The organism is Streptomyces sp. NPDC052101 (assembly GCF_040680235.1).
Classification (GTDB): Bacteria; Actinomycetota; Actinomycetes; order Streptomycetales; family Streptomycetaceae; genus Streptomyces.
Map to the genome: position 1 here is coordinate 242,325 of NZ_JBFAWH010000013.1, position 21,627 is coordinate 263,951.

Annotated in this window: 21 protein-coding genes and 1 pseudogene; 8 read left to right on the forward strand and 14 right to left on the reverse strand. The window is 68.7% G+C overall.

What is annotated here, in order from left to right; translation table 11 throughout:
* From AB0L75_RS24095 to AB0L75_RS24110, 4 genes are all read right to left on the reverse strand, one after another.
* Entirely contained in the window at window positions 1–693 is a 693-nt protein-coding gene (locus AB0L75_RS24095; protein ID WP_365184199.1) for a TIR domain-containing protein, read from the reverse strand.
* Complete coding sequence (locus tag AB0L75_RS24100) at window positions 690–2,273, reverse strand: hypothetical protein (protein WP_365184202.1); 1,584 nt, start codon at window positions 2,271–2,273, stop codon at window positions 690–692. The genes AB0L75_RS24095 and AB0L75_RS24100 overlap by 4 nt, the downstream gene beginning before the upstream one ends.
* A gap of 21 nt (window positions 2,274–2,294) precedes the next feature.
* Window positions 2,295–2,936: a hypothetical protein gene (locus AB0L75_RS24105; protein WP_365184204.1), complete on the reverse strand. Its 642-nt coding sequence runs from the start codon at window positions 2,934–2,936 to the stop codon at window positions 2,295–2,297.
* A gap of 255 nt (window positions 2,937–3,191) precedes the next feature.
* Window positions 3,192–4,853, reverse strand: coding sequence for a fumarate hydratase (locus AB0L75_RS24110; protein ID WP_365184207.1), 1,662 nt, complete (start codon window positions 4,851–4,853; stop codon window positions 3,192–3,194).
* Window positions 4,854–5,021: 168 nt separating this feature from the next.
* Between AB0L75_RS24110 and AB0L75_RS24115 the strand changes: the two genes are divergently transcribed.
* On the forward strand, window positions 5,022–5,741 hold the full coding sequence (locus AB0L75_RS24115) for a DUF1707 domain-containing protein (protein WP_365184210.1): 720 nt from the start codon (window positions 5,022–5,024) through the stop codon (window positions 5,739–5,741).
* A gap of 173 nt (window positions 5,742–5,914) precedes the next feature.
* Window positions 5,915–6,289 carry a WhiB family transcriptional regulator gene (locus AB0L75_RS24120; RefSeq protein ID WP_365184213.1) on the forward strand — a complete coding sequence of 125 codons (375 nt, stop codon included), beginning with the start codon at window positions 5,915–5,917 and terminating at the stop codon, window positions 6,287–6,289.
* Between the two features lie 52 nt (window positions 6,290–6,341).
* Here the strand turns inward: AB0L75_RS24120 and glpX are convergent, their stop codons facing one another.
* Window positions 6,342–7,376, reverse strand: coding sequence for a class II fructose-bisphosphatase (gene glpX, locus AB0L75_RS24125; protein ID WP_365184216.1), 1,035 nt, complete (start codon window positions 7,374–7,376; stop codon window positions 6,342–6,344).
* 127 nt (window positions 7,377–7,503) lie between these two features.
* On the opposite strand from glpX, the gene AB0L75_RS24130 reads away from it, so the two are divergent.
* Window positions 7,504–8,031, forward strand: a complete 528-nt coding sequence (locus AB0L75_RS24130) for a DUF4245 domain-containing protein (protein WP_365184218.1) — start codon at window positions 7,504–7,506, stop codon at window positions 8,029–8,031.
* A gap of 79 nt (window positions 8,032–8,110) precedes the next feature.
* Here the strand turns inward: AB0L75_RS24130 and AB0L75_RS24135 are convergent, their stop codons facing one another.
* The 4 genes from AB0L75_RS24135 to AB0L75_RS24150 all read right to left on the reverse strand — a co-directional run bounded on the left by AB0L75_RS24135 (window position 8,111) and on the right by AB0L75_RS24150 (window position 11,779).
* The gene (locus AB0L75_RS24135) at window positions 8,111–8,701 is read right to left on the reverse strand and encodes a malonic semialdehyde reductase (protein WP_365184221.1); all 591 of its coding nucleotides are present in this window, start codon (window positions 8,699–8,701) and stop codon (window positions 8,111–8,113) included.
* A gap of 142 nt (window positions 8,702–8,843) precedes the next feature.
* Window positions 8,844–9,068, reverse strand: coding sequence for an exodeoxyribonuclease VII small subunit (locus tag AB0L75_RS24140; protein ID WP_365184224.1), 225 nt, complete (start codon window positions 9,066–9,068; stop codon window positions 8,844–8,846).
* Window positions 9,065–10,273, reverse strand: a complete 1,209-nt coding sequence (gene xseA / locus AB0L75_RS24145) for an exodeoxyribonuclease VII large subunit (RefSeq protein WP_365184227.1) — start codon at window positions 10,271–10,273, stop codon at window positions 9,065–9,067. Before xseA ends, AB0L75_RS24140 begins: the two co-directional genes overlap by 4 nt.
* Before the next feature lie 132 nt (window positions 10,274–10,405).
* Window positions 10,406–11,779 (reverse strand): APC family permease, encoded by a 1,374-nt coding sequence (locus tag AB0L75_RS24150; protein ID WP_365184230.1) that lies wholly within the window; start codon window positions 11,777–11,779, stop codon window positions 10,406–10,408.
* Between the two features lie 64 nt (window positions 11,780–11,843).
* Between AB0L75_RS24150 and AB0L75_RS24155 the strand changes: the two genes are divergently transcribed.
* Together AB0L75_RS24155 and ppgK are read left to right on the forward strand one after the other, a co-directional pair.
* Window positions 11,844–12,860 carry a 4-hydroxy-3-methylbut-2-enyl diphosphate reductase gene (locus AB0L75_RS24155; protein WP_365184232.1) on the forward strand — a complete coding sequence of 339 codons (1,017 nt, stop codon included), beginning with the start codon at window positions 11,844–11,846 and terminating at the stop codon, window positions 12,858–12,860.
* Between the two features lie 29 nt (window positions 12,861–12,889).
* Window positions 12,890–13,636: a polyphosphate--glucose phosphotransferase gene (gene ppgK / locus AB0L75_RS24160; protein ID WP_365184235.1), complete on the forward strand. Its 747-nt coding sequence runs from the start codon at window positions 12,890–12,892 to the stop codon at window positions 13,634–13,636.
* Between the two features lie 74 nt (window positions 13,637–13,710).
* Here ppgK and AB0L75_RS24165 read toward each other — a convergent pair whose 3' ends face one another.
* Window positions 13,711–14,274 carry a DUF6542 domain-containing protein gene (locus AB0L75_RS24165; RefSeq protein WP_365184238.1) on the reverse strand — a complete coding sequence of 188 codons (564 nt, stop codon included), beginning with the start codon at window positions 14,272–14,274 and terminating at the stop codon, window positions 13,711–13,713.
* 198 nt (window positions 14,275–14,472) lie between these two features.
* Here AB0L75_RS24165 and ychF point away from each other — a divergent pair, with 198 nt between their 5' ends.
* The 3 genes and pseudogenes from ychF (at window position 14,473) to AB0L75_RS24180 (ending at window position 16,817) form a co-directional block, all read left to right on the forward strand.
* Complete coding sequence (ychF, locus tag AB0L75_RS24170; RefSeq protein WP_365184241.1) at window positions 14,473–15,561, forward strand: redox-regulated ATPase YchF; 1,089 nt, start codon at window positions 14,473–14,475, stop codon at window positions 15,559–15,561.
* A 669-nt stretch (window positions 15,562–16,230) separates the two neighbouring features.
* A pseudogene (locus tag AB0L75_RS24175) lies at window positions 16,231–16,464 on the forward strand (hypothetical protein); the annotation flags it as partial.
* A complete protein-coding gene (locus AB0L75_RS24180; protein ID WP_365184244.1) occupies window positions 16,461–16,817 on the forward strand; it encodes a hypothetical protein in 357 nt (118 codons plus the stop codon). The pseudogene AB0L75_RS24175 and the gene AB0L75_RS24180, both read left to right, overlap by 4 nt.
* Window positions 16,818–16,890: 73 nt before the next feature.
* On the opposite strand, the gene AB0L75_RS24185 is transcribed toward AB0L75_RS24180, so the two are convergent.
* The 4 genes from AB0L75_RS24185 to AB0L75_RS24200 all read right to left on the reverse strand — a co-directional run bounded on the left by AB0L75_RS24185 (window position 16,891) and on the right by AB0L75_RS24200 (window position 20,988).
* Window positions 16,891–18,093 carry a cytochrome P450 gene (locus tag AB0L75_RS24185; RefSeq protein WP_365184247.1) on the reverse strand — a complete coding sequence of 401 codons (1,203 nt, stop codon included), beginning with the start codon at window positions 18,091–18,093 and terminating at the stop codon, window positions 16,891–16,893.
* Window positions 18,090–19,313, reverse strand: coding sequence for an MAB_1171c family putative transporter (locus AB0L75_RS24190; protein WP_365184250.1), 1,224 nt, complete (start codon window positions 19,311–19,313; stop codon window positions 18,090–18,092). The genes AB0L75_RS24185 and AB0L75_RS24190 overlap by 4 nt, the downstream gene beginning before the upstream one ends.
* A 4-nt stretch (window positions 19,314–19,317) precedes the next feature.
* The gene (locus tag AB0L75_RS24195; RefSeq protein ID WP_365184252.1) at window positions 19,318–19,851 is read right to left on the reverse strand and encodes a hypothetical protein; all 534 of its coding nucleotides are present in this window, start codon (window positions 19,849–19,851) and stop codon (window positions 19,318–19,320) included.
* A gap of 174 nt (window positions 19,852–20,025) precedes the next feature.
* Complete coding sequence (locus tag AB0L75_RS24200; protein WP_365184255.1) at window positions 20,026–20,988, reverse strand: hypothetical protein; 963 nt, start codon at window positions 20,986–20,988, stop codon at window positions 20,026–20,028.
* Between the last annotated feature and the right edge of the window lie 639 nt (window positions 20,989–21,627).

The following is a 21,627-nucleotide window of genomic DNA, read 5'->3' on the forward strand; positions in this document are numbered from 1 at the left end:
TCAGCGGGTCGGCGGCACGGCCCGCCCGGTGCGGCCGTACGCCGACAGATGGGTGTACGGCCAGGTCTGGCGCCAGTCCGAGCCGGTGTCGTTGACCTTGCAGCCCGCCAGCTTCAGCCGTTCGACGACCTTGCCCAGGGCGGTCGCCGTGCCGTCGAACCGGATGACGTTCATGCCGGCGATGTCGGAGATCGTGCGCAGCGCGCCGATCTCCACCAGCAGCGTGCGCTCCGGGTAGGCCATCAGCAGCAGGCCCAGTTCGATCAGCACGTTCGGCCGGGGCTGACCGGTCGGCTCGCTCTCGTACGGCGGCTCGTTCGGGCCCCGCAGGTCCGGATGGAGCTGGACGACGTCGTCCGGGGTGAGGAGCACCAGCGCCGCCTGGGCCTGAGCGGGGGCCTGCGCGATGACCTCGCCGAGGAACGGCGCCGTCTTGCCCGTGGCTCTGACCAGGTCCTCCCACTCCAGCGGACGCAGATCGAGCAGACGCAGCAGGTCGAAGACCTTCATCCGCGCCTCCTCGTCGCGTCCGTGGACGACGAAGACATTGCGGCCGCGGTCCGGGGAGGGACCGGGAGCGGCGTGCTGCTGCGGGGCGGCGGGCGGTGCACCGTCGTAGAAGTTCTGCTCTCCCGAGTTGACGTTGCCGCTGTTGTCGTTCACGAAGTTGTTGTGGTGCCCGGTTCCGGTCATGAGGATCCCGCCCCCTGGCCGCCGCCGTCGGTGCCGCGATGGAAGTTCTGCGTCCCGGAGTTGACGGTGCCGCTGTTGTTGTTCACGAAGTTGTTGTTGTCGCCGTAGCTGTTGAGGATGTTCGTCTGGCGCGCCTCGTGCTCGGCGAGGTCCACGTTGTGCTCGTGCAGGAAGTCACGGACGACCTGCAGCAGCTGGCGCTCCACGATCTGCGTGTACTTGATCGTGTCCGTCTCCTGGAAGAAGACGTGGAAGTCGTCGCTGGTCGCCATCTCCCGGATGCTGGTGAGCGCCCCGCGGTTCAGCACGGTGTCCGCGTAGCGGCCGAGGCGGAACTCGCTGGTGTCGGGCGGCTGCAGCACCCGGATCAGGGTCTTCCCCCACCGCCAGGGCAGCAGGCCGGGCAGCAGTGCGCGCAGCCGGGTGAGGGCGGGACGCAGGGCGGCCTCGGGGGTGCTGCGCAGGGTGTGCCAGGCGACCCTGAGCAGCAGCCGGCCGTTCAGGGCGGCGGGGAGCCGGTCCACCAGATGGAAGCTCGCCTCGATCGGCGCCAGCACATACGAGTAGAACTCGGTGTGGAGGGTGTTGCCCTTGAGGTCGAAACCGACGAACGCCGTGGTGACCAGCTCCTGGTTCCACGAGCCCACCCGGACGCACAGATACGCGCGCTGCGAGCCGTAGCCGTCCTCCCAGCCGCCGCCGAGGCGCTCCCGGACCGGCTCCCACACCCCGAGACGGGTCGTGACGGCCGTGGTGAACGTGGACCGCTCGACGGCGAGTCCGTCGATCCGCTCCGCCTCGCGTGCCCGGTCGCGCAGTTCCGCGGTCATGCGGTCGCCGACATAGGCGGTGATCTCCTCGGCGGTGAAGGCGATGACCTCCTTCCGCTTCGGCTCCTGGCCTGCCGCGGCCCGGGACATGCCCGGTCCGTGCTGGTGCTGCTCGAACGCCGGGGCCGGCGCCCCGATCAGCAGCTCGGCGTTCGACCAGCGCCGCACCTGCTGGCCCGCGCCGACGAACGGTTTGTAGCCGCCGTAGCAGATCAGACTGCCGTCCGACGTCTGCTCCCGGTCGATCTTGGCCACCAGCTCGGCCGTCAGCCGGGGATGGTCGGGATAGGCGCCGTCGAACCCGGCCTTCCGGCCTGCCGCGTCGGTGCGGCCGCGCAGCCGGCTCGTGAGGGTCTGCAGGGTGACGACCCGCCGTAGATACGCGGTGACCCACACCAGCCACAGCATCGTCAGCGACGCGGCGAACTCGTTCAGCACGCCGGAGACCATCAGGGCGAACGTGACGACGAGGCCCGCGCCGAGAACGGCCAGCCGGGCACGGTGCAGCCGGCGCGCCGCCAGGGCGTGCGCGAGCACCGGAACCGCGTCGTACCCGTACGACGGTGCCACCACCCGGAACCGGTGGGTCAGCAGCTCGCGGATGACCGTGGCGCGGTACACCGGGTCGAGGTAGGTACCGGCGCACAGCAGTCGGGTGGCGTTGCTCGTGGCGTCCCCGGACGGGCGGCCCGGGGCGCGCCCGGTCGGGTCCGGCGGCGGAACGGAGAGGGAAAGGATGTCACTGGCCATGTCTGGACTGCTCCGCTCTGCTCAGCCGGCGGGGGTCATCGAGGCGGCGGTGATGACCCCGTCCACCACGGTGTACCGGCCGCTGTACGACTTCTGGGTGCCGTCGGTCTGCCGGGCGACGAGGGTGACCGAGACGGTCGTGCCCTGGACCGAGTCGACCGTGACCAGGTCCTGCCCGGTGTTGCCGAAGCCCGCCACGAAGGAGGAGTAGGACGAGCTGAGGTTCTTGCCGCCGAGCGCCCAGGCGGTCCGGTAGTCGTGGCCGTTGATGGCGCTGAAGTAGCCGTTGACCGTCGCGGCGGGATCGGCCGTGCCCTCGGTGCCGGCCGTGCTGTCCGTGCTCCGCGCGCTGTCCGTGCCCGTCGTGGCGAGCGGACTCGGCGAAAGGTCCGTGGCGCCGGTGCCGGGAGCGGACGCCTTTGTCGTCGTGCCGTACGTCGTGGATATGTCCGGTGTCGCCGGATCCGTGGCGGACGGCTGGTAGGAGTAGCCGCCGCTGCCGGTCACGGCCGTGCCCTTGGAGTCGCCGTCGTCCGAGGCCAGTTGGGGCAGGACGCCGGTCAGCAGGATGAGCAGAAGCGGGACACCGGCGATGATCAGCGCGTATGTCCGCTCCTGGCCGGCGAAGGGTAACAAGCTCGGAGGCTTGTAGATGTGGTTCATGGGTCCTCGCAGCTCCCGGCAGACCGCCGGGTCTCGCTCGTCTCTTCGGTACGAACGGAGCTACCTTGCCCGACATCCGCCGGGCTGGAGCCGGTTTCGCCGCTTCCGAACCGCTTCCGATCCTGATGCCACGACAGCGCCGGAAACGGGCAGAGCCCCTGGCGGCGGGCCAGGGGCTCTGAGATTGAGTGAACGTCGGCTGCGGAGCCGGGTCTTGGTGGCGATCCTCGGGCCGCCCGAGGGCGACCCGCCACATCAGGACGAGCGTACCGGGATGGACGTGAACGTGGGCGCGGGCGACGGATCGGTGAAGAAGTCGTTGCCCTTGTCGTCCACGACGATGAACGCCGGGAAGTCCTCGACCTCGATCTTCCAGACCGCCTCCATGCCCAGCTCCTCGTACTCCAGGACCTCGACCTTCTTGATGCAGTCCTGGGCCAGGCGGGCGGCCGGGCCGCCGATGGAGCCGAGGTAGAAGCCGCCGTGGGCGTCGCACGCGTCGGTGACCTGCTTGCTGCGGTTGCCCTTGGCGAGCATTACCTTGGAGCCGCCCGCGGCCTGGAACTGCTCCACGTAGGAGTCCATGCGGCCGGCCGTCGTCGGACCGAAGGAACCGGAGGCGTAGCCCTCGGGGGTCTTCGCCGGGCCCGCGTAGTACACCGGGTGGTCCTTCAGGTACTGCGGCATCCCCTCGCCCGCGTCCAGCCGCTCCTTGATCTTCGCGTGCGCGATGTCACGGGCGACGACCAGCGGGCCGGTCAGCGAAAGCCGCGTCTTGACGGGGTACTTGGTCAGCTCGGCGAGGATCGTGTCCATCGGCTGGTTGAGGTCGATCCTGACCACGTCGGACGACTCGTCGAGGTGCTCGTCGGTCGTCTCCGGCAGGAAGCGCGCCGGGTCCCTCTCCAGCTGCTCCAGGAAGACGCCCTCGGCGGTGATCTTCGCGACCGCCTGGCGGTCGGCCGAGCAGGACACGGCGATGGCGACCGGGCAGGACGCGCCGTGCCGGGGCAGGCGGACCACGCGGACGTCGTGGCAGAAGTACTTGCCGCCGAACTGCGCGCCGATACCGATCTTCTGGGTCAGCTCGAAGACCTTCTCCTCCAGCTCCTTGTCCCGGAAGCCGTGCCCGAGCGGCGAGCCCTCGGCCGGGATCTCGTCCAGGTAGTGCGCGGAGGCGTACTTCGCGGTCTTCAGCGCGTACTCGGCGCTCGTGCCGCCGACGACGATCGCCAGGTGATACGGCGGGCAGGCGGCCGTACCGAGCGAACGGATCTTCTCCTCCAGGAACTTCATCATGGAGGCCTCGTTCAGGACGGCCTTCGTCTCCTGGTAGAGGAAGGACTTGTTGGCGCTACCGCCGCCCTTCGCCATGAACAGGAACTTGTAGGCGCCGCCGTCGGTGGCGTACAGCTCGATCTGGGCCGGCAGGTTGGAGCCGGTGTTCTTCTCCTCCCACATGGTGAGCGGAGCCATCTGCGAGTAGCGCAGGTTGAGCTTGGTGTAGGCGTCGTAGATGCCGCGGCTCAGCGCCTCTTCGTCGCGGCCCTCCGTCAGCACGTTCTGCCCGCGCTTGCCCATCACGATCGCCGTGCCGGTGTCCTGGCACATGGGCAGCACGCCCGCCGCCGCGATGTTCGCGTTCTTCAGCAGGTCGAGCGCGACGAACTTGTCGTTGCCCGACGCCTCCGGGTCGTCGATGATGCGGCGCAGCTGCGCCAGGTGGGCCGGGCGCAGATAGTGCTGGATGTCGTGGACGGCCTCCTCGGCCAGCTTGCGCAGCGCCTCCGGCTCCACCTTGAGGAACGTCCGCCCGTCCGGGCCCTCGACGGTGGAGACGCCCTCGGACGTCACCAGCCGGTACGGGGTGGTGTCCGCTCCCTGGGGGAGCAGGTCGGTGTACGCGAACTCAGGCATCTCAGCCCATTCCTCACTCTGACGGACGGCGGCCCGCCGACGCTGGCGGGCCTCACCAGCGTAGAACCTGCCGCCGACAGGGAACCTGTGAGGTAAGGCTCAGTTCGACACGCCGGGGTTTTCCACAGCCCCTAGTCGCGATCTATCGCGTTTCGGTACGCTGTTGTCGTGGACCTTCAGAAGCACACCGAAGCACCTGTCTCCGAGCTGCGTGCCTCGGACGCCGACCGTGACCGCATCGCCGAGATACTCCGTGAGGCCCTGGCCGAGGGCCGGCTGACCGCCGACGAGCATGCCGAGCGGGTCGAGGGTGTCCTCGCCGCCAAGACGGTGGGCGAGCTGGAGGTCTTCATCCGGGATCTGCCGGCGGCCCACCAGGGCGGCGCCGCCCCCGCCTACACACCCGTGCCGCCCCGCCCCGCCCCGGGCGCGATCCCGCACGAGGCGGATGCCAACGTCGTCGCCGTCTTCAGCAGCGCGGTGCGCCGGGGCCGCTGGCGCGCCGGGCGCCGGCTCCACGCGTACTCGATCTTCGGCAGCGTCGAGATCGACCTCAGCGAGGCGATCTTCGAGTACCAGCAGGTCGTGATCAAGGCCGTCTCGGTCTTCGGCGACGTCCAGATCCGCGTCCCGGAGAACGTGTCGCTGCGCGGCACCGGAGGCGGCGTCCTCGGCAACTTCGAGGTGGACACGCTGGACTCGGTCGACGCCGACGCCCCCGTCGTCTACGTCGACGGCTGGGCCGTGCTCGGCAATGTCGAGGCCCGCCCCAAGCGCGGCAAGCGCGTGGCGGACATCCTGGACCGGGTCCAGGACAAGGTCGACCGGAAGCTGGAGCGGGTCCAGGACAAGGTCGACCGGAAGCTGCGCAAACACCTGGGCCGTTGACGCTCGCGAATCCGCCGGTGAACGGAGCGTTCCACTCCTGCTGAGCCGCCACCGAGGGGCGCGAACGAGCCGTCGCGCGCCTGCGGTTGGGAACGCTGTGCATAGGCGCGCGCACAGCGGGTAGGCCTTGCTGCATCGTCTCTCGCTCGCGAAGCCGTCGTCAGGAGTAGACCGTGCTGCAACCGCCGCATTCGTCCTTGCAGGTCGCTGCCGTTCCGGCCCAGCGGGTGCCAGCGAGGGACAGGGATCAAGAGGCTCCCTGGCATACCGAGGCGGTGTGCCGGCGTGATGAAGCGGGCCTGTTCTTCGCCCCGTCGAAGGAGCCGACCGCCGCCCGGCTGTCCCGCGAGGAAGCGGCCAAGCGCGTCTGCGCCCGCTGCCCGGTGATGGTCGAATGCCGCGAACACGCCCTCCTGCAGCCCGAGCCGTACGGCGTCTGGGGCGGCCTCACGGCAGCGGAGCGCCGCGTGGTCCTGGCGAGGCGCCGCCGCCGCGAGATGGAGCTGAAGAAGGCGGCGAGGGCGACGGCGAACCGCATAGCGGGCTGAGCGTCGATGAGGGCGCCCCCTCCGCACAGGGGGCGCCTTCTCGTCTCCGGACCTACTTGGCCCGGTCGAAGTCGACCGCGCTGTAGGCCCGCAGCTTGCTCAGCCGGTGCTCGGAGTAGATGCGCCGCACGGTCCCCGACTTCGACCGCATCACGATCGACTCGGTCAGCGCGGTCTCCGACCGGTACTGGACCCCGCGCAGCAGCTCGCCGTCGGTGATCCCGGTGGCGACGAAGAACACGTTCTCCCCGGACACCAGGTCGTCGGTCGTCAGAACCCGGTCCAGATCGTGCCCGGCGTCGATGGCCCGCGCCCGCTCCTCGTCGTCCTTGGGCCACAGCTTGCCCTGGATCGTTCCGCCCAGGCACTTCACGGCACAGGCCGAGATGATGCCCTCCGGCGTGCCGCCGACACCGAGCAGCAGATCGACGCCCGTGCCCTCGCGCAGCGCGTAGATCGAGCCGGCGACGTCACCGTCGGAGATCAGCTTGATGCGCGCGCCGGCCTCCCGGACCTCCTTGATCAGGCCCGCGTGGCGCGGCCGGTCGAGGATGACGACGGTGACGTCCTCGGGCGTGGCCTTCTTCGCCTTGGCGATCCGCCGGATGTTCACGGCCACGGGCGCGTCGATGTCGACGAAGTCGGCCGCTTCCGGGCCGGTGACCAGCTTGTCCATGTAGAACACGGCGGACGGGTCGAACATGGCGCCGCGCTCGGCGGCGGCCAGGACGGCGATCGCGTTCGGCATGCCCTTGGCCGTCAGCGTGGTGCCGTCGATCGGGTCGACCGCGATGTCGACCTCCGGACCGGTGCCGTCGCCCACCCGCTCCCCGTTGAAGAGCATCGGCGCCTCGTCCTTCTCGCCCTCGCCGATGACGACGACGCCGTTCATCGACACGGTGGAGACGAGGGTCCGCATGGCGCGCACCGCGGCACCGTCGGCGCCGTTCTTGTCACCGCGCCCCACCCAGCGCCCCGCGGCCATGGCGGCGGCTTCGGTCACCCGGACGAGTTCCAGGGCGAGGTTGCGGTCGGGAGCCTCGGAGGGAACATCTAGCTCGGACGGCAGGTGATGATTTTCGGTCATCGGAGCGCACCTTTCTGATACGACGACGGCCGGATGAGGGTATTGGCCCTGACTCTATCGTTAGGCAGACAAAATGAGCAGGGGACCCCACGGATGAGCGCTTGGGGCACCTGCGACGATAGAAGGCGTGGCAGGTTCGAACGGCAAGCAGAAGACGGCCCGGGACATGGTTCTCTCCCTGGCCCTGATCGGCATCGCGGCGGCGGGCGTCTGGTTCTTCGCCATCCCGCACGACGATCACGCTCCCGACCTCAAGCGGGTCGACTACCGGGTCGAACTGCTCACGGCCCGCCGCGCGGCGACCTACCCGGTGGCCGCCCCCGAGGGCCTGCCGAGCGCCTGGAAGGCGACCTCCGTGCGCTTCCAGGGCGAGAACGGCGACCGCTGGCACCTGGGCTTCCAGACCCCGGACAGCCAGTACGTGCAGATCGAGCAGTCCACGCAGAAGCCGGCCGCCTTCATCGACGACGCCAGCCAGGGCGCGTCGGCGACGAAGCAGACCGAGACGATCGACGGCCGCACCTGGACCCGCTACACGGGCGGCCGCTACGACGCCCTCGTCCTGAACGGCGGGTCCGGCTCCACCACGGTGGTGGCCGGCACAGCGTCCTTCGCGGACCTGACGAAGTTCGCGTCGGCGCTGAAGACGCGGTGAGCTCCCGCGCGTGGTGAGCCCACGCGCAGGAAAAGAGGCCCCCGGCGGTGCTGGGGGCCTCTTTCCGTGCGCGGGGCGCTCAGACGGTCGTGACGACGTCGTCGTACGCCAGGCGCGGCGAGCGCGGGAACCAGGCGTCCGGACCCGGCTTGCCGATGTTGACCACCATCAGCGGGGTGTGGTCGTCGTCCAGGAACTCCTTGCGGACGCCCTCGAAGTCGAGGCCGGTCATCGGGCCGGCGGCGAGGCCGGCGGCACGGACGCCGACGATGAAGTAGGCGGCCTGCAGGGCGGCGTTCAGCGTGGCGGCGCCCTCACGGGCCGGACGCTCGCTGAAGAAGACGTCCTTGGCCTGCGGGAAGTGCGGGAACAGGGTCGGCAGCTCCTCGTGGAACTCGTTGTCCGCGGAGAGGATCGCGACCAGCGGGGCGGTGGCCGTCTTCGGCTGGTTGCCCTCGGCCATGTGCTTCACCAGGCGCTCACGGGCCTCGGGGGAGCGGACGAGGGTGATGCGCAGCGGGCTCTGGTTGAAGGCGGTCGGGCCGTACTTGACCAGGTCGTAGATCGCCTGGACCTGCTCCTCGGTGACCGGTTCGTCGGTGAAGGTGTTCGCGGTGCGGGCCTCGCGGAACAGCAGGTCCTGGGCGGCGGGGTCAAGAACGAGAGACATGCGTGGACTTCCTAGGTGCGTCTTGATCCGACGAACCGGACCGTGGTCCGGATCGGCTGACAGCATGACCTTACGCCAGCGAAGTTCAACCTTCAACAAAACTCGGGGTGTGGTGACCCGCTTCACAACCCCGGGGTGATGCCTACTCGGCGTCCGCCTCCTCGGCCTCCTCGGCGAGCGCCGCGTCCAGCCGGGCCCGCGCCCCCTCCAGCCAGCGCCGGCACACCTTGGCCAGCTCCTCGCCGCGCTCCCACAGCGCCAGGGACTCCTCCAGCGTCGTACCGCCCGCCTCCAGACGTCGTACGACCTCGATCAACTCGTCCCGCGCCTGCTCGTACGAGAGCGCTTCGCCCACCTTGTCGGTCATTCGCCTACCTTCACTGTGAATTCGCCGTCGGCGACGCGGGCCCGCAGCGCCTCGCCCTCCGTCACCTCGTCCGGGCCGCGCACCACATGCCCGTCCGCCTTCTGCAGTACCGCGTAGCCGCGCCTGAGCGTGGCCGCGGGGGAGAGGGCCACCACGCGCGCGTGCGTGTGGCTCAGCTCCGAGTCCGCACGGTCCAGGAGATGGCCGAGCGTGCGCCGGCTGCGCTCGGCGAGGGAAGTCACGTGCTCGGCGCGCTCGTCGAGCATCCGGTGCGGATCCTCTATCGAGGGCCGGGCCAGGGCATGCGCCAGCCCGCGCTCCTCCCGCTCCAGATACGCGTTCACGCACCGCCGGGCCCGGTCCCGCAGCATCCGCACCCGCTCGAACTCCTCGCCCACGTCCGGCACGACCTTCTTGGCGGCGTCGGTGGGCGTGGAGGCGCGCAGGTCGGCGACGTGGTCCAGCAGCGGATTGTCGGGCTCGTGCCCGATCGCGGAGACCACGGGCGTACGGCACTCGGCCACGGCCCGCACGAGCTGCTCGTCGGAGAACGGCAGCAGGTCCTCCACGCTGCCGCCGCCGCGCGCGACGATGATCACGTCCACGTCCTCGATCTCGTCCAGCTCCTTGACGGCCTGCACGACCTGCGGGACGGCGTGCACACCCTGCACCGGGACGTTGCGCACCTCGAAGCGGACGGCGGGCCAGCGGTGCCGGGCGTTCTCCAGCACGTCCCGCTCCGCGGCGGAGGCGCGGCCGCAGACCAGCCCGATCAGCTGCGGCAGGAACGGCAGCGGTGTCTTCCGCTCCGGCGCGAACAGGCCCTCGGCCGCGAGCGCCTTCTTCAGCCGCTCCAGCCGGGCCAGCAGCTCGCCGACACCCACGGGTCTGATCTCGGCGGCACGCAGCGACAGCTGCCCGCGCGGTGCGTACCACTCCGGCTTGGCCAGTACGACGACGCGGGCGCCCTCGCCGACGACGTCCGCGACGGTGTCGAACACCTGCCGGTAGCAGGTGACGCTGACCGAGATGTCGTACGACGGATCCCGCAGCGTCAGGAACACGACCCCGGCACCGGGCCGCCGTGACAACTGCGTGATCTGCCCCTCGACCCACACCGCACCGAGCCGATCGATCCACCCCCCGATCAGCCGGGAGACCTCACCTACGGGCAGGGGCGCCTCAGGGGTCGTGTTCACAGCCATGCGGCCGAGCGTAACGGAGAGTACTGACATCGGGGACGCGCCGCCGGGCGCGCGATCGGACACCGCGCCGTCGCAGCGGCACCCCCCGTCGCGGGCAAGCGAAAACCCACCCTCGCCAGCCCCCTCGCCCAGCTACCCGGACGCCTCCACCCGCCCCCGCTGCCCCACCAGCACCACCAAGCCGACGCCCAGCCACACCGCCCCCACCACCTGCGCCACCCCGCTCGCCGCCACGATCACCGCCACCGTGATCGCCGCCCCCACCACCGGCACCACCACATGCCGCCACCAGCTCACAGGCCCCCGCCCCCACCGCCGTACCGCGAAATAACCCACCACGCTCGCGTGCAGCAGCGTGAACGCCGTCAGCGCGCCCACGTCGACCACCGAGACGAGCTTGTCCAGGCCGTCGCCCCGCCGCGCCGCCCACCCCGCCGCCAGCAGCGTGACCACCGCCGAGCACAGCAGTGCGACCCGCGGCACTCCGCCGTCCGTCCGGGACAGCGCCCGCGGCAGCCGCCCGCCCCGGCCCATCGCGAACAGCAGACGCCCCGCCGCCGCCTGCCCGGCCAGCGCCGCGAACGCCGCCCCGATCGCCTTGCTCGCGGCCACCAGATCGTGCAGCCAGCCGCCCACGGAGACGTCCACGGCGTCGTAGAAGGCGGCGCCCTGCCTGCCGGGGGCGGCGGCCAGCCGCGCGGACGTCATCGGCTCCAGCAGCGCCACCAGGTACGTCTGCGCCACGAACAGCACACCCGCCAGCGCCAGACAGGACAGCAGCGCCCGCGCCACCCTCGCCGAACCCCCGGTGACCTCCTCGGCGAACGTCGCGATCGCGTCGAAGCCCAGATACGACAGGACCGCCACCGACACCGCGCCGATCACCGCCGCGAGCGTGAACGGCCCCTGGGTGCCGTCACCCGACAACGGCGACCACAGGCCCCGGTGCGCCCCGTCCCGCGCCAGCGCCACGCTCGCCGCCACCACGAACACCAGCAGCACGACGATCTCCATGGCCAGGACGAGCAACCCCACGACCGCGGCCGCCCGTACGCCCCACAGGTTCAGCAGCGTCGTGACGCCGACGGCCAGCGCGGTCCACACCCACCGGGACACCTGCGGGACCAGCGCGTTCATCGCGATCCCGGAGAAGAGATACGCCACCGCCGGGATGAGGACGTAGTCCAGCATCGCCATCCAGCCCGCGATGAACCCGGCCTCCTCGCCGAGCGCCACGCGCGCGTAGGCGAACACCGACCCCGCCTGCGGTACCACCCGCACCATCTGCGCATAACTGAATGCGGTGAACCCCATGGCGACCGTGGCCACCGCGTACACCAGCGCCACCGCGCCGTGCGACCTGGCGTCCAGCGTGCCGAAGACGCCGACCGGCGCCATGGGGGCGATGAAGAGAAGCCCGTAGACCACGAGATCCCGGAAGCCGAGGCTGCGCCGCAGCTCGTGGTGCTCATCCGCCGGGGACGCCGTGGCTTCCGTGTCGGACATGTCAATAGTCTTGCCCGCACGGCAGCGGGCACGCGATCTCTGCGCCGCCGAAGGCGGCCTTACGATGGGACGCATGACCGCTTCGCCTGCCCGCCGTGTCCTGCTCGCCGCCCCCCGGGGCTACTGCGCCGGTGTGGACCGCGCGGTGATCGCCGTCGAGAAGGCCCTCGAACAGTACGGGGCCCCGATCTATGTGCGGCACGAGATCGTCCACAACAAGTACGTCGTGCAGACCCTGGAGAAGAAGGGTGCCGTCTTCGTCGAACGGACGGAGGAGGTGCCGCCGGGCAACATCGTCATGTTCTCCGCGCACGGCGTCGCCCCGGTCGTGCACGAGGAGGCCCGGCAGGGCCGCCTCGCCACCATCGACGCCACCTGCCCCCTGGTCACCAAGGTCCACAAGGAGGCCGTCCGGTACGCCAAGGAGGACTACGACATCCTCCTGATCGGACACGAGGGCCACGAGGAGGTCATCGGCACCTCCGGCGAGGCCCCCGACCACATCCAGCTCGTCGACGGCCCCGAGGACGTCGCCAAGATCGAGGTCCGCGACCCGTCGAAGATCGTCTGGCTGTCGCAGACCACCCTTTCCGTCGACGAGACCATGGAGACCGTCGACGCCCTGAAGACCAAGTTCCCGGGGCTCGTCTCGCCGCCCAGCGACGACATCTGCTACGCCACGCAGAACCGCCAGCTCGCCGTGAAGCAGATGGGCGCCGAGGCCGAGCTGGTCATCGTCGTCGGCTCGCGCAACTCCTCCAACTCCAAGCGGCTGGTCGAGGTCGCCAAGCTCGCCGGCGCCCGCGAGGCCTACCTCGTGGACTTCGCCGACGAGATCGACGAGGCCTGGCTGGAGGACGTGACGACGGTCGGCGTCACCTCCGGTGCCTCCGTCCCGGAGGTCCTGGTCGAGCAGGTGCTGGAGTGGCTCGGCGAGCGCGGCTACGGCGATGTGGAGATCGTCAAGGCGGCCGAGGAGTCCATCGCCTTCTCGCTGCCCAAGGAGCTGCGCCGCGACCTGCGCGAGGAGGCGGCCACCCTGGCCGCCGAGCGCGGCGGCACCGGCACTTCCGGGAAGTGACTGTCAGTCGTCCGTCGTAACGTAGTGCCATGCAGATCTTCGGCGTGGACATCGGCGGATCCGGGATCAAGGGCGCCCCTGTGGACCTGGACAAGGGCGACCTGGCCCAGGAGCGCTGCAAGGTGCTCACCCCGCACCCGGCGACACCGGACGGTGTGGCGGACGGGGTGAAGCAGGTCGTGGACCACTTCGGCTGGACCGGCCCGGTCGGGCTGACCTTCCCCGGAGTGGTCACGGGCGGCGCCATGGTCCGTACGGCGGCGAACGTCGACAGCAGCTGGATCGACACCGACGCGCGCGCGTTGTTCGCCGGCAGACTGGGCGGCCTGCCCGTGGTCGTCCTGAATGACGCGGACGCGGCAGGCGTCGCCGAGATGCAGTTCGGCGCCGGCCGGGACCGCAAGGGCACGGCCATCCTGCTCACCTTCGGCACCGGCATCGGCAGCGCCGTCTTCGTGGACGGCGCCCTCGTCCCCAACACCGAGCTGGGCCACCTCGAACTGCACGGCCACGACGCCGAGAAGCGGGCCTCCAGCAAGGCCAAGGAGGACCACGACCTGAGCTGGGAGCAGTGGGCGCACCGCGTCCAGAAGTATCTGGCGCATGTGGAGATGCTGTTCTCGCCAGAGCTGTTCATCATCGGCGGCGGGGTCAGCCGCAAGGCCGACAAGTTCCTGCACTTCATCGAGGGCATCAAGGCCGAGATCGTCCCCGCACAGCTGCAGAACAACGCGGGGATCGTGGGAGCGGCGATGAGAGCGGCCCAGCTGGCGTAGGCCGGGCGGCCCGGGCGCCAGGGTGTCGCGGGCCCTGCGACACCGGGGCCGTGATGGGCCGCGGGGGGTCCCGCTCAGGTCCGGCGCCGGCGCTGCCGCACCCACCGCACCCGGCGTACGAGCGCGATCACTCCGGCGATGATCGTCCCGCCGTACAGCCAGCCGGCCTGGGTGGCGAGTCCGGTGAACAGTCCCATCAGCTGGCCGAGCAGCCCCCCGTTGCCGTCGACGACGGGCACCAGCCCCACCGCGAACGCGACCGGTACGACCACCGGGGCGGTCAGCACGTCCCCGGCCCGCACCCACAGCGCGGTCAGCACGCACACCGGCACGAACAGCACGCCGTACACCGGCAGGGCACCGCCGAACAGCAGCGCGTCCAGACAGCCGAGCAGGAACATCACGACGGTACAGAACAGCCCGCTGCCGAGCCCGGTGAGCCGGGGGTTCGGAAACCGTGGTCCCGGACCCTGCCGGGCGGCCCGTGCCTGTCGTGCGACGCGGTCCCGCCGCTGTGCCCCCGCCCCGGGCCCGCCCTCGCCGCCCGGCTGGCGCCGGGCCTGCGGAGGCAGGTGCGCGGGCTGCGGCGCGCCACGTCGCGGTCCGTCGTTCGAGGGTCGCGATCTGTGTTGCTCCACTGGACCAACTTAGGTCTGCTTATGTGTCGAATCACCCATCAGACACGCCGGTGGGAAGAGCTTGGCCAGGCGTTCGAAGCTCCCGCGAGCCGGTGGTTGCGGACGCCGTAAACTGGGGGATCGGCCAGTGTCGGTCTCTGGCCCCTGGCACCCTCTTCTGGCCCACTCATCGCCCACTCATCTACGGGAAGTCGCAACGTGTCGCTCACGATCGGAATCGTCGGCCTGCCCAATGTCGGCAAGTCGACCCTGTTCAACGCCCTGACCAAGAACGACGTGCTGGCGGCCAACTACCCGTTCGCCACGATCGAGCCGAACGTCGGCGTGGTCGGCGTCCCCGACGCCCGCCTTGCCCAGCTGGCCTCGATCTTCGGCTCGGAGCGCATCCTTCCGGCCACGGTCGACTTCGTCGACATCGCCGGCATCGTGCGCGGCGCCTCCGAGGGCGAGGGCCTCGGCAACAAGTTCCTCGCGAACATCCGTGAGTCCGACGCGATCTGCCAGGTCATCCGCGCCTTCAAGGACGAGAACGTCGTGCACGTCGACGGCAAGGTCTCGCCGAAGGACGACATCGAGACGATCAACACCGAGCTGATCCTCGCCGACCTCCAGACGATCGAAAAGGTCCTTCCCCGCCTCCAGAAGGAGTCCCGGATCAAGAAGGACGTGGCCCCCAAGGTCAAGGCGGTCGAGGAGGCCAAGGAGATCCTGGAGAAGGGCGACACGCTCTTCGCGCACGGCATCGTCCAGGGCACGGAGCGCAACGAACTCCTCCACGACCTGCACCTGCTCACCACCAAGCCCTTCCTCTACGTCTTCAACGTCGACGAGGACGAACTGATCGACGAGGACTTCAAGAACGAGCAGCGCGCCCTGGTCGCCCCCGCCGAGGCGATCTTCCTCAACGCCAAGCTGGAGGCGGACCTCGCCGAACTGGACGAGGAGGAGGCCCTGGAGCTGCTGGAGTCCGTCGGCCAGCACGAGCCGGGCCTGGCCACCCTCGCCCGCGTCGGCTTCGACACCCTCGGCCTGCAGACCTACCTCACGGCCGGCCCCAAGGAGTCCCGCGCCTGGACGATCAAGAAGGGCGCCACGGCCCCCGAGGCGGCCGGTGTGATCCACACCGACTTCCAGAAGGGCTTCATCAAGGCCGAGGTCATCTCCTTCGCCGACCTGCTCGAAACCGGCTCGGTCCCCGAGGCCCGAGCCAAGGGCAAGGCCCGCATGGAGGGCAAGGACTACGTCATGCAGGACGGGGACGTGGTGGAGTTCCGCTTCAATGTATAGGCCACGCGTTAGCATGGACCTGGCGAACTAGGCAAATATGCAGGTCAGGCGGGGCCGACCCGATTCCGGGTCGGCCCCGTTGGTGTACCCACGGCTGGATGTTGGCTGGATGAACTGACGGCTCGTCACCTGTCGTCGTCCGTCGTTCTCTGTACGGCGGCTGGATTCTGGCTGGAGCGGGCTGAACGGAGAGTCAGCGAGCGGGATGCGCGGCGGGGCGCCGTGCCTGTGTGGAGCGAGGACTTCGGGGCTCGTATGGCAGGGGTCCAGGGGTCGGGGGCAGTGCCAGCGGCGCTGTTGCCGCCGGTGATGGCCGTGTGCGGGGCGTGGGGCGGTGGTGCGGTTGGCCACAGGGGGCGAGTCCCCCGGCGGGAGCCGCAAAATATGGCGAGTGGAATCGCTGCGGACGCTCTGAACCCGGCGTATAGCCCGACTCGTCTGCTTTTATGGCCCTGACCTGGGGTTTTCACCGGGGCAGGGCCATTTCTCGTCCCGCGGCAGTGCCCGCTGTGACCTGCGATTTCCCGGGAGTTCCCGCGCGTTTGTGTATTGGTTGTGCATGGGGCGGATTGCGTCTGGGGTGCTGGAGGCCATCCGGGGGTGTTGACTTCGGGCGCGGTGGCGGCCTGATGAGGATCGGCGAGCGACGGGCGCCCCCCCCACGGACTACGGCACTTCTTCGCCTCAACCGCCCTCGCCCACGGCATCCCGATCCACGAAGTCTCCCGCTGGCTCGGACACCGCTCCATCAAGACCACCGTCGACGTGTACGGGCACCTCGTCCCCGCGTCCTGGGACCGCTGCCGCACGATCATGCAGACCGCGCTACGGCCCGACACCACGGCCACCGCACCGTCAGACGGAGCATCGGGGACCCCGCACAAGCCCGATGATCCAGCGTGAAATCCCGGTCGCCGACCGGCCGTATCCGGTGGCTGGATCCTGGCTGGATCCGCACCGATTCGCGGTCGTTTCCGCAAGTCAAAAATCTGGGGCCGATGTTCCGGTTCTACGTCCGGCAGCTTTCGCCCGAGGTCGCGGCGCTCACCCCTACGCTCGAGGACGAGATGCAGGGCGCCGCGATGCACACGCTGCGATACGCGGACGAAGTGCTTGACCCGGCGGCGCCGAGAGTGGACCGGGCGGCACGGCTGCATGGCCTCGGCGTGGTTGCGCGCTCGCTGCTGACAGTTGTCGAGATGACCGCTGAGTATGAAGCGAGGCAGGCGCTCGATGGTACGGCGGCCCATCGGTAATTGCTGGCTCGGCTGCGAAGGAACGGCTTGGTCACTGATGGGATGAAGGGGGCGGGAGACCCCCTTCATCCCATCAGTAAGTCACCACTGGGAGGCTGCGCAGTCCCCGTTTGTGAAACGTCGGCCACCACTCCAACTCGTCAGCCGCTCCGGCTAGTTCAAGCACGGGGAACCGTTCCAGGAGGGACCGTACGGCGATTTCCGCTTCCATCCGCGCGAGCGGGGCGCCAAGGCAGTAGTGCACTCCGTAACCGAATGCCAGGTGAGTTGGTGCACGGACCGGGTCGAACACGTCAGGAGACGCGAACTCCCGCCCGTCCCGGTTCGCCGAAGCGATCGAGACCCACACTCGGCTGCCGGCCGGGATGAGAGCGTTCCCGATGCTGACATCTTCGAGGGCAAAGCGGCGCACTGCCAGTGCGAAAGGGGGGTTCCAGCGCAGCGTCTCCTCGACTACCGACCGTATCGGGATGGCGCCACCTCGCACTGCCGTGAGCAGTCGGGGGTGCAGCAACAGGCTCAGTGCTGTGTTGCCGATGAGATGTACGGCGTTGTCGTAGCCGGCGAACAGAGTGAGGAACGCCAGGGAGACGAGTTCAGGCTCGGTGAGTGCGTCGTGGTCGTCGCGTGCCTGGACGAGGGCAGACAGAAGGTCCTCGGTTGGGCTGTTTCGTTTGTCCTCGATGACACCTTTGAGGAATTGGTGCATCTGCCTCATCGCAGTGCGTGACTCCGTTGCCGCTCCCTGCGTCGGTGAGAAAAGTGTGTCGGTCCAGGCCCGAAAGTCGTGCCTTGCTGTCTCCGGGATGCCGAGCAGTTCGCAGATGACACCCATCGGCAGCGGGACGGCCAGGTCGTGGACGAGGTCCACGTGAGGGCCGGTCATCGTGGTGAGGAGTTCGTCGGTCAGCTTCTGGATGCGCATGCGCAGGCCCTCGACGCGACGGGGAGTGAATGCCCTGGCGACGAGTCGGCGCAGACGAGTGTGGTCGGGTGGATCCATGTTGAGCAGGTGAGCGTCGAGCTCAGGGGGCATGGAGGATCTGTACTCGCCACTGGTTTTGGCTTTTGCCTTGTCCAGGGAGAGCCGGGGGTCTGCCAGAGCTGCGCGGGCCTCGGCGTACCGGGTGATCAGCCACACGGGTTCGCCGTCGGGAGTGGTGGTGCGGTGGACCGGGGCGGCTTCGCGGAGCTGGGCGTAGGCGCCATGTGGGTCAGCGACGAGTGCTTCACTGAGCAGTGACGAGAGGCTGCCGGTCCGTTCGGTGCTGCTCATGCGTCTGCTGTCGCCGACTGGAGCCGCTCGAGAACGTCGGGGATGACGGTGGAGGTGCTGAAGGCGTCGGCGACCCGGGTCAGACGAGCACCTTCCTTGTTGAGGTCGCCGTTGGCCGCGTCGTCGAAGTCTGTGCCGTGTCCCCCTGACGCCTCGTGACCGGTAGACCGACCCTGAAGGGCTGCTGCGATTTGCGCGGCTTCTGCGACGGCATCCGCCTCGTCACCGGTGATGTTCTGGTTCGCCGCTACTTCTCGTGTCACGCGATTGATTTCCGGGTCATGGTGGGGACGAAGTCTCATTTCGCCGTCGAGTATCTCGATCACCTGGCGACCGAGGAAGAACCGGAGGTCGCGAGCCAGCTCCCTGCGGGAGGCCGGCGGGGCGACGAGGACGATTTCGGGGAAGGCACGGGTGATCGCCTGCCAAAGTGGGTAGCGGCGGCGGAAGGTGCGGTAGTCGGATATCCATGCCATGGCTCTGCCGAGGCCGACGCCCCAGGCGGGCATGGTGAACCCTACGGCGAAGAGAGCGGCCGCGACGCTGGCGAACATGGGGGCCACAACGGAGTTGACGAAGCCGAGTGGTGAGATGCCGAGCTTGTCCCAGATGAGGGAGATGGCCTTGGGCAGGCAGTAGCCCAAGCCGGCGACTGCTCCCACGGTGACGATGCGCAGGCCGCGGCGCAGCCAAGGCTGACCGACGATCTTGGAGTAGCGCCAGCAGAGCCGGATCAGGCCGATCATGCTGACCGTGAACAGGGTCTGGTGGACGAGGAGGAACTCCCAGATGTACGCGGTCTTGGCATAGTGAACGTCGAAGTCAAGGGCGTGCGACGCGTCGGTGGCGTCCCCCAGGAAGAACAGCGCCCAGTTCGTGGTGACCGTGGCGATCGCGTATCCGAGGATCAGCCGGTGACGGAGCCGGACGTTCGACTGCGCAGACGACCAGCTGACGAGGAGGGCCAGGAACGAGGTGAGGCAGACCTCCACGGTGGTGTAGATGATCAGCGAAGTGATGTTGGGCGTGCCGAACAGGGCATCGACACGTACGTACACCGCGGGGGTGGCGAAGCCGAATGGTGCGGCGAACGTGGCGATCGCCAGGCAAAGCCGCTGCAACTCCTTATTGCGCCAGTCGCGGGCGAGGTCTCGCAGTTTGAAGGCGAATGCGCTCCAGGTGATCAGGGAGAGCATCCCGTAGACGACGTTGAAAAACACTCGGCTATGTCCTTGGTGTGGAACTGCGCCCCAGGGAGCGCTCGAGGTGGCTGACGAGGTTGACCACGTCTTCCGAAAGACTTGTCGTCGGCCAGGGAGCGGCGTTGGTGGCCTGCAGGGGGATCAGCGAGGCAACAAGCTCGGCAGCCTTCTCCTCGCTCCGGTCGTAGCAGGTGCGCCCGAGGACGGTGCGCACGAGCGCAGGGTCGATGTTCGGCAGAAGGAGTCGGGAGACCTCTTCCTCCTCTGCCGGGGTGGACTCGTGCTCGCAGAGCATGTGGCCGATCTCGTGGAGGACGATGTGGCCTTGGTGTGCCTTTCTGGCCTTCGCCTGGTAGATGACGTAGTCGACGTCGGGGGTAGCGACCCACATGCCGCACAGGCCTCGGTCGGCGGGGAGCGGCATCGGTACAAGCGAGATGGGTCGTCCGCGGCGTTCCTCTATCTGGTCGATGAGGGCGTTGATGTTGAACGGCTCGGGGAGGTCGAGTTGCCGGACCAGATCGGCGCAGTAGCGACGCAGTTCCCTGTCGTTCATCCCCGCTCCCCCCCCCGGGTCGGCGCACTGCCACTGGACAAAGACCACTCTCGTGCTCCCCCCTCACCACAGCGGCACCTGTCTCGCTCGGCAGCGGCGGAAGCCCGCATGGGCCGCCGGTCCCAACTCGGTTGGCTGCAGTGGGGCAACTTCGTATACCGCCCTACCAGCAGCTCACATCCGTTGCCTCTTGCTTGCCCGCTGCAGGTGTTGGATCACCGGGACAAGGGCAGCAAGCGCCTCCTCGTCCAGATCGGTGACTGCCCGTAGAGCGATCTGGCGGGGGCCGATGCCCTGGGACTTCAGTGTCTCCACCAGGTTGAGATCCGCGGAGACCTGAGACGCTACGTCGTCGTTGACGAAGTAGCCGACGGGTACGCCGAAGAAGCTGGCGAGGGCTTCGAGTTGCTCAGGACTCGGTGAAGTCCAGATGCCGTGTCGTAGCTGCTCGACTTGTGCCGCTGTGATCTCGACCCCGTGCGCAGTGATTGTCTCGGCAACCTCGTGTGAGGTGTACATCGCACGTCCTCTGGGGTGCATGACCGCGAAAAGGCGGTTCAGTCTCGCCGAGAGATCCGAGACTGCGGACGGCGGCTGTGCAGGCCTCGGCGGGTTCTCGGCGTCCGCCTCCCGGGGTGAGGGCACCGCTACTTCGCGCTCAGCCGGCGAAGTGGCCAAACCATCGACCTCCGGCCCCCGTGACGTCTGCTGCAGTGCGGCCAGCATGGGCAGCAGTACGCGGTTGAGGGCCTCAGCAGCAGGCGCGGTGAAGAACGCCTCGCCCCCTTCGACCCCGAAGAATCCCACCAGGCCGTGCAGCAGTTCAACACTGGGTACTTTGTCGCCAGAGCACACCTGGCGTGCCCAGAAAGAGGAAACACCCAGCTGACGGGAAATGCTGCCGGCCAGGTCTGACATAGGCTTTCCGGTGCACGCCAAGTATGCATCAGCGAGGATCTTGACACGTGTGCTGACCCGGGCGGCCACGGTGTCGGCCGGAATTTGGCCGCCTCCGAGCAGGACGGCGACGGTGTCTTCGGGCAGCGCCGCCTTGGCTGCCAACTCCCCGATGTTGAGCACTTGCGATCGATTTATGCCCCGTTCTTTGAGCAGTGCCTCGAGGCGCGCAAGCGTCATCGGCAGGGGTGAGGCAGAACCCACTGAGACACTCCCAGGCTACGGGTGGATTTGGTTGGTCTGTGCATGGCACATTACAGTGCCGTCGGTCGCAGGCTCAACGATCATTTATCGCCGAAAATGAGATCGCTGTGCATCGATCCGCTCGTGCTGGCAGGACGTTGCGAGGCAGTGCGTTGCTACTCGGCATCTGTCATGGCAGGCGTCGTTGGTGCAGCTCAGCGGATGCGGCACGCCGTCATCCCGTGTTGCGGGGGCCGTTGGTGCGGCCCGTGACCTGTCCTGCGAAGTGCCGTACGGCCGCGGATGGGGCGTGGGTGAGTCCGCCACGTCAGGCAGCACCTGCAGCGCCGCGCTGTCTGGTCTAACGCCCAGGTGTGCAAGACCAGCGGGTGTCGCGCACTGCCTGCTTTCAACGATCCTTTAGCCGAAAACGATCGTTGACATTGCTTATCGGACCTAGCACGATCCTGGCGAGTTGAGCCGTGTCCGATGGGCAACTTCCCGTGACGGACACGCCGTGATCCGTTTGCTTTTCAATCATTGAGTGTTTTCAGCGCGGCCACTGATCGGGTGACGCTGGTGGTGTGCGCAACGCACGAGGCTCCTGTGCCGTTGGGGGAGGTGTTCGAAGTCTCA

Excerpts from the sequence above, each read along its gene's own strand:
- AB0L75_RS24095 (WP_365184199.1), bottom strand. The coding sequence starts at position 693 with ATGACCGGAACCGGGCACCACAACAACTTCGTGAACGACAACAGCGGC.
- AB0L75_RS24100 (WP_365184202.1), bottom strand. The coding sequence starts at position 2,273 with ATGGCCAGTGACATCCTTTCCCTCTCCGTTCCGCCGCCGGACCCGACC.
- AB0L75_RS24105 (WP_365184204.1), bottom strand. The coding sequence starts at position 2,936 with ATGAACCACATCTACAAGCCTCCGAGCTTGTTACCCTTCGCCGGCCAG.
- AB0L75_RS24110 (WP_365184207.1), bottom strand. The coding sequence starts at position 4,853 with ATGCCTGAGTTCGCGTACACCGACCTGCTCCCCCAGGGAGCGGACACC.
- glpX (WP_365184216.1), bottom strand. The coding sequence starts at position 7,376 with ATGACCGAAAATCATCACCTGCCGTCCGAGCTAGATGTTCCCTCCGAG.
- AB0L75_RS24135 (WP_365184221.1), bottom strand. The coding sequence starts at position 8,701 with ATGTCTCTCGTTCTTGACCCCGCCGCCCAGGACCTGCTGTTCCGCGAG.
- AB0L75_RS24140 (WP_365184224.1), bottom strand. The coding sequence starts at position 9,068 with ATGACCGACAAGGTGGGCGAAGCGCTCTCGTACGAGCAGGCGCGGGAC.
- xseA (WP_365184227.1), bottom strand. The coding sequence starts at position 10,273 with ATGGCTGTGAACACGACCCCTGAGGCGCCCCTGCCCGTAGGTGAGGTC.
- AB0L75_RS24150 (WP_365184230.1), bottom strand. The coding sequence starts at position 11,779 with ATGTCCGACACGGAAGCCACGGCGTCCCCGGCGGATGAGCACCACGAG.
- AB0L75_RS24155 (WP_365184232.1), top strand. The coding sequence starts at position 11,844 with ATGGGACGCATGACCGCTTCGCCTGCCCGCCGTGTCCTGCTCGCCGCC.
- ppgK (WP_365184235.1), top strand. The coding sequence starts at position 12,890 with ATGCAGATCTTCGGCGTGGACATCGGCGGATCCGGGATCAAGGGCGCC.
- AB0L75_RS24185 (WP_365184247.1), bottom strand. The coding sequence starts at position 18,093 with ATGAGCAGCACCGAACGGACCGGCAGCCTCTCGTCACTGCTCAGTGAA.
- AB0L75_RS24195 (WP_365184252.1), bottom strand. The coding sequence starts at position 19,851 with ATGAACGACAGGGAACTGCGTCGCTACTGCGCCGATCTGGTCCGGCAA.
- AB0L75_RS24200 (WP_365184255.1), bottom strand. The coding sequence starts at position 20,988 with ATGACGCTTGCGCGCCTCGAGGCACTGCTCAAAGAACGGGGCATAAAT.